Annotated in this window: 12 protein-coding genes and 1 other annotated feature; of the genes, 4 read left to right on the top strand and 8 right to left on the bottom strand. The window is 38.0% G+C overall.

From position 1 onward, the window contains the following. Window positions 1–26 precede the first annotated feature (26 nt). Complete coding sequence (gene gcvH / locus ABX891_RS15030) at window positions 27–416, top strand: glycine cleavage system protein GcvH (RefSeq protein ID WP_002958029.1); 390 nt, start codon at window positions 27–29, stop codon at window positions 414–416. Window positions 417–591: 175 nt separating this feature from the next. Next, a complete protein-coding gene (gcvP, locus tag ABX891_RS15025) occupies window positions 592–3,483 on the top strand; it encodes an aminomethyl-transferring glycine dehydrogenase (protein ID WP_354629826.1) in 2,892 nt (963 codons plus the stop codon). Window positions 3,484–3,614: 131 nt separating this feature from the next. Here the strand turns inward: gcvP and ABX891_RS15020 are convergent, their stop codons facing one another. The 7 genes from ABX891_RS15020 to ABX891_RS14990 form a co-directional block, all read right to left on the bottom strand. Continuing rightward, window positions 3,615–4,526 carry a hypothetical protein gene (locus ABX891_RS15020; RefSeq protein WP_354629825.1) on the bottom strand — a complete coding sequence of 304 codons (912 nt, stop codon included), beginning with the start codon at window positions 4,524–4,526 and terminating at the stop codon, window positions 3,615–3,617. A gap of 4 nt (window positions 4,527–4,530) precedes the next feature. Beyond that, window positions 4,531–7,878 carry a type I restriction endonuclease subunit R gene (locus tag ABX891_RS15015; RefSeq protein ID WP_354629824.1) on the bottom strand — a complete coding sequence of 1,116 codons (3,348 nt, stop codon included), beginning with the start codon at window positions 7,876–7,878 and terminating at the stop codon, window positions 4,531–4,533. A 15-nt stretch (window positions 7,879–7,893) separates the two neighbouring features. Further along, window positions 7,894–9,180, bottom strand: coding sequence for a restriction endonuclease subunit S (locus ABX891_RS15010; protein WP_354629823.1), 1,287 nt, complete (start codon window positions 9,178–9,180; stop codon window positions 7,894–7,896). A 4-nt stretch (window positions 9,181–9,184) separates the two neighbouring features. Further along, on the bottom strand, window positions 9,185–11,275 hold the full coding sequence (locus ABX891_RS15005; protein WP_354629822.1) for a type I restriction-modification system subunit M: 2,091 nt from the start codon (window positions 11,273–11,275) through the stop codon (window positions 9,185–9,187). Between the two features lie 5 nt (window positions 11,276–11,280). Continuing rightward, window positions 11,281–12,210, bottom strand: a complete 930-nt coding sequence (locus ABX891_RS15000; protein WP_354629821.1) for a restriction endonuclease — start codon at window positions 12,208–12,210, stop codon at window positions 11,281–11,283. 141 nt (window positions 12,211–12,351) lie between these two features. Then, window positions 12,352–12,846, bottom strand: coding sequence for a hypothetical protein (locus ABX891_RS14995; RefSeq protein WP_354629820.1), 495 nt, complete (start codon window positions 12,844–12,846; stop codon window positions 12,352–12,354). Then, window positions 12,843–12,968: a hypothetical protein gene (locus ABX891_RS14990; protein WP_341615546.1), complete on the bottom strand. Its 126-nt coding sequence runs from the start codon at window positions 12,966–12,968 to the stop codon at window positions 12,843–12,845. The genes ABX891_RS14995 and ABX891_RS14990 overlap by 4 nt, the downstream gene beginning before the upstream one ends. A 360-nt stretch (window positions 12,969–13,328) precedes the next feature. On the opposite strand from ABX891_RS14990, the gene ABX891_RS14985 reads away from it, so the two are divergent. Continuing rightward, window positions 13,329–14,105, top strand: coding sequence for a TnsA endonuclease N-terminal domain-containing protein (locus ABX891_RS14985; RefSeq protein WP_354629819.1), 777 nt, complete (start codon window positions 13,329–13,331; stop codon window positions 14,103–14,105). Here the strand turns inward: ABX891_RS14985 and ABX891_RS14980 are convergent. After that, window positions 14,069–15,288 (bottom strand): IS3 family transposase gene (locus ABX891_RS14980; protein WP_244181043.1). Its coding sequence is split into 2 segments (ribosomal slippage): window positions 14,069–15,000 and window positions 15,000–15,288, totalling 1,221 coding nucleotides; the frame shifts between segments, so codons are not numbered across the junction. The two genes, ABX891_RS14985 and ABX891_RS14980, sit on opposite strands and share 37 nt — an antisense overlap. After that, window positions 14,894–15,010 (bottom strand) — a sequence feature (AL1L pseudoknot). Its footprint overlaps the gene before it by 117 nt. Before the next feature lie 263 nt (window positions 15,289–15,551). Between ABX891_RS14980 and ABX891_RS14975 the strand changes: the two genes are divergently transcribed. Next, the gene (locus ABX891_RS14975) at window positions 15,552–16,619 is read left to right on the top strand and encodes a hypothetical protein (RefSeq protein WP_354629818.1); all 1,068 of its coding nucleotides are present in this window, start codon (window positions 15,552–15,554) and stop codon (window positions 16,617–16,619) included. The last annotated feature ends 97 nt before the right edge of the window (window positions 16,620–16,716 follow it).

Here is a 16,716-nt window from a genome sequence, read left to right as displayed (position 1 = left end):
CCAATATAAACCAAAGGACAAATAAAATGAGCAACATTCCTAGCGAGTTAAAATACGCACCTTCACACGAGTGGGTTCGTAACGAGGGCGACGGTACATTTACTGTTGGTATTTCTGAGCATGCACAAGAACTTCTTGGCGACATGGTATTTGTTGAATTACCAGAAGTTGGCGACGAAGTAGACGCTGGCGAAGACTGTGCAGTAGCAGAATCGGTTAAAGCAGCATCAGACATTTACGCACCGATCAGTGGCGAAATTGTTGCTATTAATGAAGAACTTGAAGACTCACCTGAAACAGTAAACAACGACGCTTACGGCGACGGTTGGTTATTCCGTATTAAAGCATCTGACGAGTCTGAGCTAGACAACTTATTAGACGCTGAAGGTTACTCGCACACTATCGACGAAGAATAATTATTCTTTGTAGATAACTAAAAGCCCCGCGTGTTTTGTTTAGATATCGGGGCTTTTATGATTTTATAGCTCACTTTCCCATACATAGTAAGCCGTTAAATTATAAAAATTTTAAGTTATTGCTGTTTACCCATCAGCAGTAGCCACACTTTTTAGATCATAGGAATCTGGATTCATGTCAAACGCCAAATCTCTTGAAGAACTAGAGCAAAAGCAAGATTTTATTCGCCGCCATATTGGGCCAAGCCCAGCACAAGTAAGCGATATGCTAAGTGCTTTAGAAGTATCGAGTGTGCAAGAGCTCATTGACCAAACTGTACCTGCTAGCATTCGTTTAGAGCAACCGTTAACAGTTGGACAAAGCCGTACTGAAGTTGAAACACTAAGCTACCTAAAATCAGTAGCAAGCAAAAATAAAGTTTTCAAATCGTACATTGGCCAAGGCTACCACCCAACTAACGTACCGCACGTAATTTTACGTAACGTACTAGAAAATCCAGGTTGGTATACAGCGTACACACCGTATCAGCCAGAGATTGCACAAGGGCGTTTAGAATCATTATTAAACTTCCAAACTATGACCCTAGATTTAACCGGTCTTGATTTAGCAAGCGCATCACTACTTGACGAATCAACAGCGGCTGCAGAGGCTATGGGCCTTGCAAAACGCGTATCAAAAGCTAAAAAAGCCAATGCATTTTTTATTGCCGACGACGTACACACACAAACAATCGACGTAGTAAGCACCCGTGCTGAGCAGTTTGGTTTTGAAGTAATTGTAGGTAAAGCCACCGATGCCGTAAACCACGATATTTTTGGTGCACTGTTCCAATACCCAACTACATCAGGCGAAGTGGTAGATATAACTGACCTAATTGCTGGCGTACAAAGCAAAAAGGCCATTGCCTGTGTTGCTGCCGACATAATGAGTTTATTACTATTAAAAGCACCGGGTAAACTAGGCGCAGACGTAGTACTTGGTTCGGCTCAACGTTTTGGCGTACCTATGGGTTACGGCGGTCCACACGCTGCATTTTTTGCAACACGTGACGCATACAAACGTTCATTACCAGGTCGTATTATTGGTGTATCTAAAGACCGTTTAGGTAACGACGCACTACGTATGGCAATGCAAACGCGCGAACAACACATTCGCCGCGACAAGGCCAACTCAAACATTTGTACAGCACAAGTATTACTTGCCAACATGGCAGCGTTTTACGCGGTGTACCACGGCCCACAAGGCTTAAAAACTATCGCGCAGCGTATACATCGCTTTGCTGATATTTTAGCAAGTGGTCTTAAAGCTAAAGGCATCGCACTTAAGCACAGCACTTGGTTTGATACACTAACAGTAGTAAGCGACAGCAAAGACGACGTAATAGCGCGTGCAATTGCAAAAGGCGTAAACTTTGCAACAAATCACGAAGGCGAGTACTCAATTTCGGTATCAGAGACAACAACACGTGCCGATGTAGCTGAGTTATTCGATATTATTTTAGGCGAAGGCCATGGCCTAAGTGTTGACGCTATTGCAGCCGACGTTGAAGTAAATGGCAGTGAGTCAATTCCTGCAAGTTTAGTACGTGATGACGAAGTACTAACGCATCCAAACTTTAACAGCTACCACAGCGAAACAGACATGCTTCGCTACATTAAGCGACTAGAAAGCAAAGACTTATCGCTTAATCACTCAATGATCTCGTTAGGCTCATGTACCATGAAACTAAACGCGACCGCAGAGATGATCCCAATTACGTGGCCTGAGTTTGCAAACCTTCACCCATTCTGCCCGCTAGATCAAGCAGAAGGTTACCAAATAATGATTGGCGAGCTACACGATTGGCTAGTAAATATTACCGGTTACGATGCAGTATCACTTCAGCCAAACTCTGGCGCACAAGGTGAATACGCAGGCTTAATCGCGATTCGTAAATACCACGAGTCACGAGGGGATGCACACCGTAATGTATGTTTAATCCCAAGCTCTGCGCACGGTACTAACCCTGCATCAGCGCAAATGGCGAGCATGAAAATTGTGGTAGTTAACTGCGACAAAAACGGTAACGTAGACATGGCTGATTTAAAAGCGAAAGCTGAAGAAGTGTCTGAAAACTTATCGTGCATCATGATCACATACCCGTCTACGCATGGCGTATACGAAGAAACAATTCGCGAAATTTGTGACATTATTCATGAGCACGGCGGCCAAGTTTACATGGACGGCGCAAACATGAACGCGCAAGTTGGTGTAACAAGCCCAGGCTTTATTGGCTCAGACGTATCGCACTTAAACTTGCATAAAACGTTTTGTATTCCACACGGCGGCGGTGGTCCAGGTGTTGGCCCAATTGGTGTTAAATCGCACCTTGCGCCATTTATGCCAAACCACAGCGTAATTAACGTATCAGGTACTAACATTGGTAACGGTGCGGTATCGGCAGCGCCTTACGGCTCAGCCGCTATTTTACCTATTTCATGGGCTTACATCACCATGATGGGTTCAGAGGGCTTAAAACAAGCTACTGAAATGGCCATTGTGAACGCTAACTACTTAACGCATGAGCTAAGCAAGCACTTCCCAATTTTATACCGTGGTCGTAACAACCGTGTTGCTCACGAATGTATTGTTGACCTACGCCCGCTTAAAGAGCAATCAGGCATTACTGAAATGGACGTAGCTAAGCGCTTGCAAGATTACGGCTTCCATTCACCAACTATGTCGTTCCCAGTAGCTGGCACATTAATGATTGAGCCAACTGAGTCTGAATCAAAAGGTGAGATTGACCGCTTTATCGAAGCAATGGTGTCAATTAAAGGCGAAATCGAAAAAGTAATCTCTGGCGAATGGTCAATCGAAAACAACCCGCTAGTGTTTGCACCGCATACACAAGGCGATGTGTTAGGTAACGAATGGGACCGCGCGTACGACCGTTTTTACGCTGCATTCCCAGTGCCTGCAGTGGCTAAAAACAAGTTCTGGCCAACCGTTACACGTATAGATGACGTATACGGCGACCGAAACTTAGTATGTTCATGCCCAGCGGTTGAGACATATAGAGATTGATAATTTTTATTGTTAATGATAAATAAGTTTGCGAACGTGAATAAATAAGTTTGCGAATGGATAAAAGGTGAGCCTAGTGGCTCACCTTTTCTATTTTTTTTTGAGGATATGAATTAATTCTTTAAGCGTTATTATCTAATATAATTAAAAGTTATTTGATTACCATCAATAGTTTTTACTGCTAATGGAAAACCAATTTCATATGTAGTATCGTTTTTAACTGTTTGAACTACATAATCAGTAATGTCCTCTTGTAATGTATTGCCTGTGGTCATGGCTTTTTGAGCGACATTTTTTGCCTGTGGACCATAGGTATTAACCATTCCTAAGATGCCAATATCGTTTGCTTGTACCAAATCCTTTTGGCAATAAGCTTCAACCCCACCTCCTGGGATATTTCTAATTCTAAATGAGTATGTGTAAAGGTGATCAACTCTTTTTATCGGGCATGTAAGACCAAGCATAATTTCAGTGCGCATTGCATCCAAGGCTTGTTGGTCTATGACGTGTTTCATTTTCGATTCGAGTGCCTTATTTATGGAATGCTCCACAACATCTGAGACAAACTCGGCAGATAACAAATTTTGATAATCTCGATCTGGGATAAAGATATCTTCATCATAAATGCTAGATCTACCATTTGATATCAAATTGTTTGGATCGCAGCTTTTTCTAACAACACATTCAAACTTCTCACCTGATTTATAGTCAATTCTTAGCTTTCCTAAATGACCTGTAATACAGTTGATTATGTGCTGCGCTGTTAGAGTACTGCCCGCAAAGGCGATTAAACATTTGTGAGAGTTAAATACTTTTATATAGTCGTGAAAGTTTTCACCAATAAAATGAGGTTCCCAAACATGAATCGGAACTTCTATTATTTTTCTAAACTCAGAGACTAAAGGCTTTCTTCCTGTTGCCGTTACAGTACTAATAATACTGTCAGCGACCATAAAAATACCTGAACACCTATCTGGCACATAAGTACTGGGTGTTCCCCAAGAGAGACTGCTTTGTCTGTATCCTGCTACTACTAATGTCATTGTATTATGCTACCCACTTATTATTATTTGCAGAAAAATCTACAACCAAGCTATAAATCTTGTCACACTTCTCTTTAAATTCAATTCGACCATAGCTCTCAGGCAAGTCTTTATCTAACACTTCTTCAATTGCATTCTTAACCTGAAGTTGTGTTTGACCGTCTTTCCACCAATCTTGAACCAATACCTTCGGATGCCCATCAAGTAGCCTTAGAATCAGGTGCTTAGCTGCAAGTTTAACCTTTTGTTCCTCAGCTCTTGTAATTTTGTCTTTTTTGAGTAAATCAAAAAGTTCGAGTTCATCTTCGGTCAAACCTTCACGCATATGACGCTCATCTTCTTCCTTCATGCTTTCGGTAAACTTCATCAAGTCATCAAAATAGTTTTCTGTTGATGAGCCGCCAGCGTTATACTGCTCTACGATTTGTTGTAGTTTTTCGGCGAAATCAGTTCGGGTATGATTTTGCTCCATCATTTTGCGAAGCTTATCTTCAATAAATGCCTTGAGCTCGGCAATCTCTACGTTTTTATATTTAGCTTCCTTGAAGTCTTCCTTTAGCTTTTCAAAGTTAATTTTGGAAAGATCCCAAGTTTTACCTTTTTGAACTATTTGATAATTGGCTTTGTGTTCTTTAACCGCAAACTTTTCAGTATTGTCTACAACAACACTCTCATCAAGCAAATCAGAAACTTTCCGAGTTAAGTCATCAATGTCTACTTGCTCAACATGCGCATCAACAATACCTCTTAAATATTGGATAACTGCAATAAGAGGGCGGCGACCTTGTTTCAAAATTTCTGGTTTACATGCCTCGAACAGTGAAGAAACGGTATTATCGTAAACATAAAAGTTTTTTCTCCACTGATCCTTGCTCAACAAGGTATCTGCAAATTCTTCAAATAATTCTATGTTTTGAAATATATCTTCATTATCAGCAATTGCTTTGAGGTTTATATTTCTTTCTTTACACCAATTATCAGCCTGAGTGATTGCATCATCTAATAATCTGAATAGCTCAGATTTTTCTTGCACTGAAGGTGTTTCACCTTCTTTTTCACCTTCACCTTCACCAACAATGTCTCCTTGTCCATAGTCTTTTAGTGCCTCTTTCATGTTGCGGAAAACATTGTAGTAATCGACAATTTCGCCATTTTTCTTTTCGATGAACTTCCCGCTGTATCCTTTTATTTTATGAGATGCCACCCGATTCGCTCTCGCGATAGTTTGCATTAAAGTGTGTCCCTTCATGGGCTTGTCTAAATAAAGCGTTGATATAGTAGGGGCATCAAAGCCTGTTAGCCACATGGCACAAACAAAAACTATTTGAAGAGGGTGTTCTGGATCTTTAAAATTATATTCAACATCGTGACCGTGTTTATCTAATTGCTCTAATCGAGCTATATGCGGCTTGATATCTAAGTTCGCTTTTTCGAATCTTTCTTGATCTGCTTTCGGATCACTAATAACAACTGCCATTTCGACAGAGCGCATAAAATCAACAATTTTCTTGAAACGAGCTTTCTCAATGTCACTTGTAGACTTTTTAACAAGACCTCGAAGACGCTTAATTTCTTCTTTCCAGTGATGCTGAACCTTGTCATACATTTTCACAGCTGTGAACTTGTCTAACGCGACTACCATACCTTTACCAAGGTATCCGCGCCTTGGAAAATGATAGACGATGTCTTTGGCGAGGGTTTCAAGGCGATCATCACGAACTACAACCTGCATCTCCTTGGAAAATTTCTTTTCTAGCTTTTGCTGTTGCGCTTCATCTAAGTTTTCGTCTTCCAACAACTCATAAAATTCATCGCTTAAATCATCATTTTGAATCAACATTTCAGGTACGCGCTTTTCGTAATAAAGCGGCACCGTTGCTCCGTCATCAGCAGCGTCTTGAAAGGTGTACTCAGAAACGTAATCACCAAACCACTCTTCAGTCTTACCAATGACCGATCGATCTTTATACTTTTTACCTAAAAGAGGTGTACCAGAGAATGCTAAGAAGTGTGCTCCTTTTAAGCCTTCCCGCATATTTTCCGCTAATGATTTATATTGAGTTCGGTGTGCTTCATCTACAATAACTATTACTTCCCGTTTTTCCTTTTTCGGGTCAAACAATTGTGGATATTGCTTACCTTTGTCGTAACGGAATTTTTGAATCAGTGTAAATATGACTTTTTTATTTTTACCCAGATAATCTCTTAACTCTAAAGAATTCGCAGGTTGAGCCGCATCTTTTTTATTAATGACTTCTGAATGCAAAAAGTTACGGTATATTTGATCGTCAAGGTCGGTTCTATCAGTAACCACTACAAAGCTGAAATTGCCCGTTACCTTTCTGAATATCTTCCTGACGTAAAACACCATTGAGAAGCTCTTACCTGAGCCTTGAGTGTGCCAGAAAATACCAAGTTTACCGTCTAGCTCCTCACGCCTTAAAAACCTAGAGTACGCTTGGTTAACCCCCATAAACTGGTGATTCTGAGCAATAATCTTGTTAGTTTCTTTATGAAACAATACAAAATTCTCAATGTAATCCAACAATTTTTCTGGTGCTAACAAACCATTAATGACACGTTCAACACTTATCCCTTCGTCTTTAATTTGTTGACGGTTAATTTTTTCTTTCTCATTATCAACACGTAACCAATTAAAAAAATGTTCCCAACCAGCCGTAAAACTGCCTATCTTAGACTCAATTGCATTAGATAAAACGCAAAACGCATTACAATGAAAAAGCTGTGGAATGTCATGCTTATAGTTTTTTAAGTTGTCATCGTAAGCAGAGCGCAATTTTACATTAGAGTTTTTAAGTTCAATAAAGACAAGAGGTAGTCCATTGATATATAAGATAATATCAGGTCTACGGTAACCAGCCTTAGGTGCTTGAACAGATGATTTTATCCAAAGTTGTGTAACCGCAAGATATTTATTAGAGCTGTCTTTAGGTGACGATTGGTTAAAGTCGATTAAGCGAACGGTCTCTTTTTGCTTTCTCCCATTAGCATCATCAAACTCAACAGGCACACCATCGCGAATAAATGTGTCTAGTTCACGGTTAGCCGCTACCGGGTTCATAGCCGCTCTGCGATCAGTTATTTTTTCAATAACTTGTTCATCAATAACTTTTTCAGGAATATCAGGGTTTATAGTAAGGCAAGCTTCACGCAAATGATCAGAAAATATTACATCACGTTTATCTGTTCGGCCCGAACCATCTTTTAAGTCGTCAGGTTGAGCTGTAAAACAATTTAATGAATCAATGCCGTAAACATGTTGAAGCCGTTGAACCAATGCTTGTTCAATATCATCTTCACTAATGATGTTTTTAACCTTTCCTTTAACCATAATATTCCTTGCTTATTAAAGATCCAATTTATCTTTAGAAGTCGAAAAAATAACATCCAAGTCATCTACCTTTAACTTTCCTGACAATATCCTTGATAAAAGAGCATTCTTTTGAATCTCTATTTTATTGATTACTGCTTGTACATCGTCAATTTGATCAATAACAGGCCTGATAATCTTTGAAAATGACAGCACTAGCTCCTTTTCAGGAATTAGTACTTTAATTTGCTTTAAGCCACTATTTGTTAATGACTCTTGAGTTGCACCTGTACAGTACACATCTTTTGTATCGTGAAAATTTCTACTAGAAATTAGACTATATAAAAATGGATACCATGTTTCCTTTGCCTCAAGCCCTACAAAACCGCTGGATAGAATAGCGTTGTTAATTAGAGCCTTATCTTCATTTGAGACGGATAGAATTTTATATGTATTTTTCATACGAGCAAACCAAACTGAATTTTCAGTAGGTTGATATTGAGCACGACTCGGCCTGTTTGAGTATGAAACCAATGCAGTAGGAGATAAAAGGGTTATTTCATCTACCTGTGCTGTGGCATAGTATTTTTTATCACCTTCAAATTGATCAACATTTGGCTTAATTAATTTGAAATTAGATTCGTCTAAAATTGACTTTATCGACCATGTCTCTGGAATGCCTTTGTCAAACTTTGCTTCTTGAAAACCCGGAAAACGAAAACGAACAAACCACTCTTTAAAAGTTTCTTGAACAACTTTTGACAACAAACTTATACGAGATTTGTTAACTTCAATTAACTCATCATAAGCAGATAATATTCCTGTAACTTTACGCTGAATATCTATAGGTGGAGCTGGAAACGTGATTAATTTAACAATATCTTGGTTTAAAGACGGCATAGTTGCGCCAAATGAACAGAGTGCAATCATCCAATCTTGATGGGTCTTAGTTCGAAGATAATACGATACAAATCTATTATCTACTCTGTCACTATTTAACCTTAGCCTTAGACAGTCAGAACCTTGTATCCAACCTTCCCCAATACCGTCAATGTATGCATGTCTTTCTACTGCACCTTTCCTCCCAAATACGATATCTCCTTTCTCTAGTTGGTGGACAGATAATTGCTCTACCATTTTTTCACCCAGATACTCTAAGTCTTTCGTTCTAATATTACCAAAACCAACATTTCTAACATTGATTACTGGTACTCCGGACTCAGTATAATCTGAAGCTTTAAGTTGAGTTCCAAAAGGTCCTGTCTGTAGTTTAGCTTCGCCACTCTTAACAAGTTCTTCAATTTTAATGGATTTATATTTCATATATTTACCCAACGATAGCTTGTACATTTTGGTTGATAATTTTTGCTAAATTATTTGAGTGCTCATTTAATTCAAGTAGTTCATCATTAATTTCACTTAACTCGTTTAAAAATTCTTCTTCAGTTTTTCCATCATCGTCAATAACAACTCCTACATATCTACCTGCATTTAATGAATAATCTTGCTCTTCGAGATCTTTAGGGGATGCTAGCTTACATAAACCAATTACATCCTCATATTCTGCTTTAGGAAACCTTTCTTGCAGCCAGTTAATATGTTTAAAGAACAGCTCAGCACTTTTTACCTCTTTATGCAGTTGTTCAAGTGCTACCTTTAATTTCTTAGTTTGACGATCCGTATTACCACGCTTCCCTTTATTTTTGGCTGCTTTTGATTTTTCCTTTTCTTGCCTGCGTAGCGTTTTATCAAGTTGTTTAAGGCCTAGATGAAGTGCGTCAAAAAAAGGCTCAAAGTATTTCTGTAATAAATGTTGAGCCTCATTAATTATATTAACTTGATCTTTATCTGAAAATTTTTCGTTAACTGAAGCTTGATAACTCTTATATCTTTTCTGAAGTTGATTTAGCTCTTTCCACTGTTTAACTAAATCACCAACAGCGACTTTCCCTAATTCATCATCTAATACCTCAAGTAATTGCTCACTGATTGGTTCAACATGCGTTTTGTTTTCAGCGAGCTGCTTCATACCTTTTTCGAAATAGGTATCAATCAAATGAACATACTCTCTACGTTTACCCTTATGCAGTTTACTAATTATAGCTAGGTTATTAATCTGCTCAGGGCTAAATTCTCTATGTGCTCTATCAATTTGGGTAAATACATTACGAGCATCGATAAATAAGATATTATCGTCTTGTTTATCTTTATCAAAAAACCACAGTGTTGCAGGTAACGTTACCGTATAGAACATATTTGATGGCAAGGTTAACATGCCATAAATCATATTGTTTTCGATAAGCGTTTGACGAATATCAGCTTCTGAATGGCGTGCATCGGATGCTGAATTTGCCATTACCAGTGCAGCTCTACCTTTTTCTTTGAGAGAAGTTGCGAATAAATTAATCCAAAGATAATTGCCGTTAGGAACGGTATCTTTACCTTCGTCCTTTTTCTTAGCTTTCGTTTTTTTCTTTGGAATGCCGTATTCATTAAAACGAATATCATCTTCTACATCGGCAACTGGCACGTCATCTACATTGAAGGGTGGGTTAGCTAATACATAATCAAATTTTTGGTAGGAATCGAAAGGATTTTCTTTATAACTATTTGCTTGCTGAATTTCCCCACGTAAGCCATTAACCGCTATGTTCATTTTGGCTAATTTTACTGTGTCTAACGTTTTTTCTTGCCCATATACGAATAGTTTGTTTTCATCATGTTTTTCGCCAAGTAGCTCAAGCTCTTTATTGTGATCCTCAATAAATTGCTGAGATTGGACAAACATACCTGCTGAACCACAGGCTGGGTCGTAAACCGTGCCTTTGTATGGCTCAATCACTTCAACCATCAAACGTACAACAGAAGTTGGTGTATAGAACACACCGCCGCCTTGCCCCTCTGCAAGAGCAAATTTACCAAGGAAGAATTCGTAAATTTTTCCAAGGATATCGCCAGTAGCATCTCGTGGTATATCTGAGAATGTTTTAAGTAACTGAGCTGGCAATGTTCGATCTGTGCGAGTTAAAGCAAAGTATTCGTCTTTTGGCAAAATACCGTCGAGTTCTTTTTTATGCTCTTCGACGAGTTCCATTGCTCTTTTTATTGCTTTCGCCATATCTTCTTCTTCGGGGCGATTAAGCAAATAATCGTAACGGGCATGTTCTGGTAGATAGAAACCACATTTTTCAATTGCCACTTCTGACAAAGGCTTTTCTCTGCGGCTACCTTTTAATTTGGCGTGTTCTGCTACAATTTCATTTTCGACTTTTGAGTATTTATTATCGGCAAACTTAAGAAAAATAAGCCCTAGTACAGGCGTAGCATATTCATTTGATTTAAGGTCGCTGTTGGCTCTTAAGTTGTCTGCCGCAGACCATAAACTTTTTTCTAATTTTTTTAGCTGTTCAGTATTCATTTATTTTAATTCTCAAAAAATTCTTCGTCAATTTTCTTCAGGTGTAATACCTGTTCGTCTCTGCTGCCAATATTGTATCGAAGCATGAGTTTGGCTAATTCTTTACCGCTGATAAGTACAATGCGCATTCCTAAATCTTTAGCAGTTTGCACTGCGGATGGTGTGAAATCAGATGTGGTAATGAATATACCTTTTTGCGCTTTCTTTAAATTGAGCGCCCCAAAAAAATCTCGGATATCACCAGAGCCGACGTTATTGCCTTCTGCATAGCGTTTAGCTTGAATATAAATTTGGTCAACGCCAAGCGGGTCTTGATCTATTACTCCATCTACACCATTGTCGCCAGCCTTACCTAAAGCATGGGCTGCACCTTCGCCTGTACCGCCATATCCCATTGCGATGAGAAGCTCAATTAATAGGTCTTCAAAAAAAGCTGGGGTGACTTTACGTGTTCTAGATAAAAGGTCCGATGTAAGGGCGTCATTAATCGCTTTGTAAGCGTTTCTTAATGCTTCATCTGGCGTGATGTCTTCTATATTATCATTACTTTGGGGATTTATTGAGGCAGTTATTACTGGGGCCTCATTTTTTTGTTCAGAAAAGACGACAAATTCATCAAATTGTTTTAAATAGTTTTTGTCTATTACCGTTGCTTCATTTTCGAGTGCTTTTATACCTCGTGTAGTAATTACAAAGTGCGCACGTCTTGTAACTTCTAGAAGTCCAGCCTTTGTAAGGTATGTGCGTGCCCAGCCAACTCGATTATCGAGAATAGGCTGCCTCCCACTTGGGAGTGTCTCAGTTTTTTCTTCGTCAGTAAGGTTAAACTGTTCAGCTAGTTCGTTAATTACATCCCTTAGCTTAACTTCTCTTCCATGGGCTCTATGTGCAACCTCTAAAAATGGGCGCATAAATTGCTGGTAATTAGGTATCACTAGCAGTCCTTTGTGTTGTTAATACAATGGCCGACAATACTGCGCACTGTAACTTTTATACTATCTAGGTACAGTATTGTAATTTAGCTAAAAGCTCAATATTTATGTGTTATATAGCGTATAAATAGAACTGAATTTTAGCTACAAGCACTCATTTTCAATATTCCTCGCTAATTGAATCAACAAGCTATGCTGCTTAGGGTTATCTATTGCTTCAATCGCTGAGCTATTCAGGTCGCCAAAGTATGACCCTAACCAAAGTACAATATCCCAGTCGAAATAGTATTTACTTACCTGTTCAATAATAGGTTCTAAAATAGCTTTAACGCGTCGATTATAGATATCAAACTGAAAAGCAGGGTAGCCCTCATAGCCTGCGAAATTTGGTGCTGTTACAAAAAAGGCCTTATTTTCATCGACTAAGTTTTTTAAATCTTGTTCAGTAAACGGCTTGCTAGGGGTCGAGAGTAAATCAATGACTTGAGCCGCCGATAAAAGAGCGTGATGCGATAAGAATAAGTTGATTTGATTGTAATAAATACGGTGTTGCTCAGTAGGCGCATTTGTAAGTTTATTAAGTTTGAGTACTTCAGTAAAAAACTTAATGTACTGCTGAGCTCGCGAGAAATCGTTCATTTTAATGCTCCTAAAAAGCGCTTTATATGTTGTTTTTTATTAGTACGAATAAAAAAATCGAGTTCCTTTTCGAGCTTATCCAGCCCCTCTGGTGATTCAAGTAGATCAATTAGCGTTGTCATTTTGTTAACTTTTTGCTTTTTTATAAAAAAATAAAAATATTTTTTTTGAGAAAAAAGTCTACTTTTAATCAGTTTTTCGAATAGTTTTAGCTTCGATTCAGTTATTACCATTTGGTTTCCCCTTCCGATTTATTATTGATTAACTACTGCTTACATTGTTGTTATTTGTCGTTTTTTTAAGCTTTTATTGAGTCAAAAAAACTATGCTTTGTAAGAATGAGTTTGGTTGACAAACTTAAAATACGTGTTATTAAGTTGCTGATTTATATGTGTTAATTTTTATTTTAGACTGTTTTTTGTACTTGACACTATTTTTTTGTGTATATAGATTTAAATACATATCAAGAGAAGGTTACGGGTATGAAAAATTATGAAGATATTAAAGACGGCAATAGTGGCTTAACTGCGAAAGAAAAAAAATCACCACGTATAACAGCTCTGACGTGTAGGAAGCTAGAAGAGTGGAAGAAAAGGTGCGAAGAAAAAGGTTATTTAGTCCCTTACTTCCCAACTAAAGCAGTTTCATCTGTTGGATTAGCCACAAAGCATGCCCCTTCAGAAAAATCCATAGTGCCACTAGAGGCATTATCTAAATTAGAAAGTGGTTTTTTAAAAGCCCTGCTATTTTTACCAAATGTGAAAAAAATAGCGATGCAAATACCTTTAGATGATATTGATAAAACAGTCGAAATTGCCAAGAAAAAAGGCATTAGACATCCTGCCTATAAACCTAAAGGAAATATTTCGAAAGAGCATGCTGTATATCAGTATACTCCAATGACTACAGACGTTTTAATGAGGTACACCGATGCTAATAATATCGAAGTGTGGCATGCAATCTCATTAAAATGTTTGAATCGCAATGGTAGGTTAGGTGCCACAGATAAAAAAATTGAGCGGATAAACGATAAACATGAAATAGAACGCCAATATTGGTTAGATAAAGGAGTTAGCTGGAGCTTAATTACAAGCGAGCATTATTTATTAGGATATTACTTTCAAGAAAATTTAGCACAAGCTTATATATTGGGACGCAGAGAGCATCCAAAGCAAAAGCTTAATGAATCGCCCCGAGTTCATCGGAGACCAGTTTGTTTAAGTCAGGCCACTTTACCTGACTCGTTTAAATTATCATAGTAGTCTGTTTCATATTGAGCTGGTGAAATATACCCAATTGAAGATAATAAGCGTTGATTATTAAACCAATTGACCCACTCTAACGTTGCGTATTCAACAGCATCAACATTCTTCCACGGGCCATTTCTGCGAATAATCTCTGTTTTAAATAATCCATTTATTGTTTCAGCCAATGCATTGTCATAAGAGTCACCCACACTGCCTACAGACGCTTGAATTCCAGCTTCAGCAAGTCGCTCAGTGTATCGTATAGACAAATATTGGCTGCCTCTGTCGCTGTGGTGAATTAACCCTTCGGGGTTGCCACGATGCCAAATAGCTTGCTCTAACGCATCAAGAATAAGCTCTGTGTGCATTGTCGTTGATACACGCCAACCTACAATGTATCGTGAAAAAACATCTATCACGAAAGCGACATAAACAAACCCACTCCATGTGGCAACATAGGTGATGTCAGCTACCCAAAGTTGATTTGGCTGCTCAGCAGTAAATTGACGATTAACTAAATCAAGTGGCTTATCTTGTTGCTCGTCAGGTATCGTTGTCTTATGTGCTTTACCCCGACGAACACCTTGAATTCCCATAACTCGCATCAATCGTTCGACTGTACAGCGGGCGACTTGATGGTCGTCAAGCTGTAGCTGCTTCCATATTTTTCTTGCACCATAAACTGACATATTATCCTCCCACACTTCGCGAATGAGTATTATCAGCTCAGCATCACGCTTTTTGCGGTTAGACAGTCGCTCAGGCTCTCTTTGTATCTGTTTATGAGAATAATACGTTGATGGTGCAATCGGCAATTCCTTGCAAATTGACTCGACACCGTAATGCTCTCTGCAAGCATCAATAAAATCCACTATTACTTCTGTTTGCGGTCGAGCTCCGCTTGGGCGAAAAAAGCGGCAGCTTGCCTCAGGATATCATTCGTTCGCTTGAGCTCTTTATTCTCGCGCTCTAAGATGGCAAGGCGTTCTTCAGTTGATGGCGTATTAGAAGAGGGTTTAGACGGTTGAGCTTGAGACTTCTTGACCCATGCTCTAAGTGTTTCTGGGGTACATCCCAGTTTATCTGAAATCGATACTAGCGCAGCCCAAAGAGAAGGGTATTCATGCTGTTGTGTGGTAACAAGCCTAATTGCACGTTCACGAAATTCTGATGTATAGCGATTTGATTTTTTCATAGTTCCAGTTTCTCAAGTTATTGAGTCTCTGGCAAACACGGGGCGATTCATAATAAGGTTAAAAAAGAAATTGTTATTATTTTTGAGGGTAGTGAGTATATAACTTTGCTCAAGTTATGCGAATTAGTTTCACAGACCACTAAAATTGAAACTAGCTTAGTAAGGGTTATATTTTGGTACCTTATTTGGCATAACGAAATCAGTGTTGACTTATATAGGGAGATTGGTAGTTACCACATTCTTTACCCTAAAAAGGGGGATGTATGGTCTTAAAATATCTTAAAAACCAGGTGCTCAAATATCCAGTAAAGAACGCTCATTTAAGTGTAAAGAATAATAAATGTAATGCAGTTAAAAAAGATATTAGATTTACGATCGTTGAATATCCATTTCTGAATAATCCAGAATGCATATTACTTTCCTTACAAGATAGAAATAAAATAAAAAAGCCATTTATGCATCAATTAAGTAAACCACTCCTTGGTTTTAGTATTGAAGAGTATGAATGTATCGAAAATGATTTTATTTCAGGAGAGCGCCAGCAATGGTATTCGGATCTATTTTTAGCGTCGAAAATGACTAGAAAAAAGAATACAGAAAAACGTGAGAGAGCTAAAAAGTTAAAAGAGCGATTAAATAAAAAAATGGATATGATTTTTGACTTTTTATCAATTCCTGATGCATTAGAGTTATATGTAAAAGGAACTTATCCAAGTCAAAATTTAAGAAAAATTTCCGAGAAATATAGTGTAAATTTATCTACTGTTTATAGAGCATTAAATACTTACTTTGCCTTTGGTCGTTGTAAGGATGCGCTTATTCCAAATAATCATAGAATAGGTAAAGGACGTGAAATTCCTAAAAATTTACACGAGGCTAAGACAAAGTATCCTTGTGGCTTAGGACGACCTAGGTTTGATGGGAGGTTGAATCAACGTGTTATAACTCAACTTGAACACGATGTTATGGAGAGTTTTGCTAAAAAACTATCCCTTTCTAGCCCTAATAAATTACATCAGCTATTCACTCTTTTTTGCATAGATTTACAAGACAGGTTAAAAAAAGATAATCCTTATCTGGATTGGGATAGTTACAGAGTTACACGTAACCAATTCCTCCAATTGTTTAATAAGTATGTAAGTAATAAGCAATTATCCATTGCAAATAAGGGCGTTAAGAATTACAAAAATAATCAAAGAGCTCTTACTTCAAGTGCACGCCACAATATTCCTTTTCCTACCGCAAGATATGAAATTGACTCAACAACTTTAGATTTATATCTACAATCTTTATTTACCAGTAGTTTGCGAGTTATTGTTTACATAATATAGATCCATCTTAAATATCCTTAATTTTAATATATACAAAGTCACTTCAAATAAGCTTATTTGAAAGTGTAGAACTTAAATTAAAAATATCTAGTATGCT

This window comes from Pseudoalteromonas sp. NCIMB 1079, from assembly GCF_040567695.1.
In the GTDB taxonomy this organism is placed as follows: Bacteria; Pseudomonadota; Gammaproteobacteria; order Enterobacterales; family Alteromonadaceae; genus Pseudoalteromonas; species Pseudoalteromonas distincta.
Note: the sequence above shows the minus strand (reverse complement) of the source record. Positions and strands in the feature narration are given on the sequence as shown.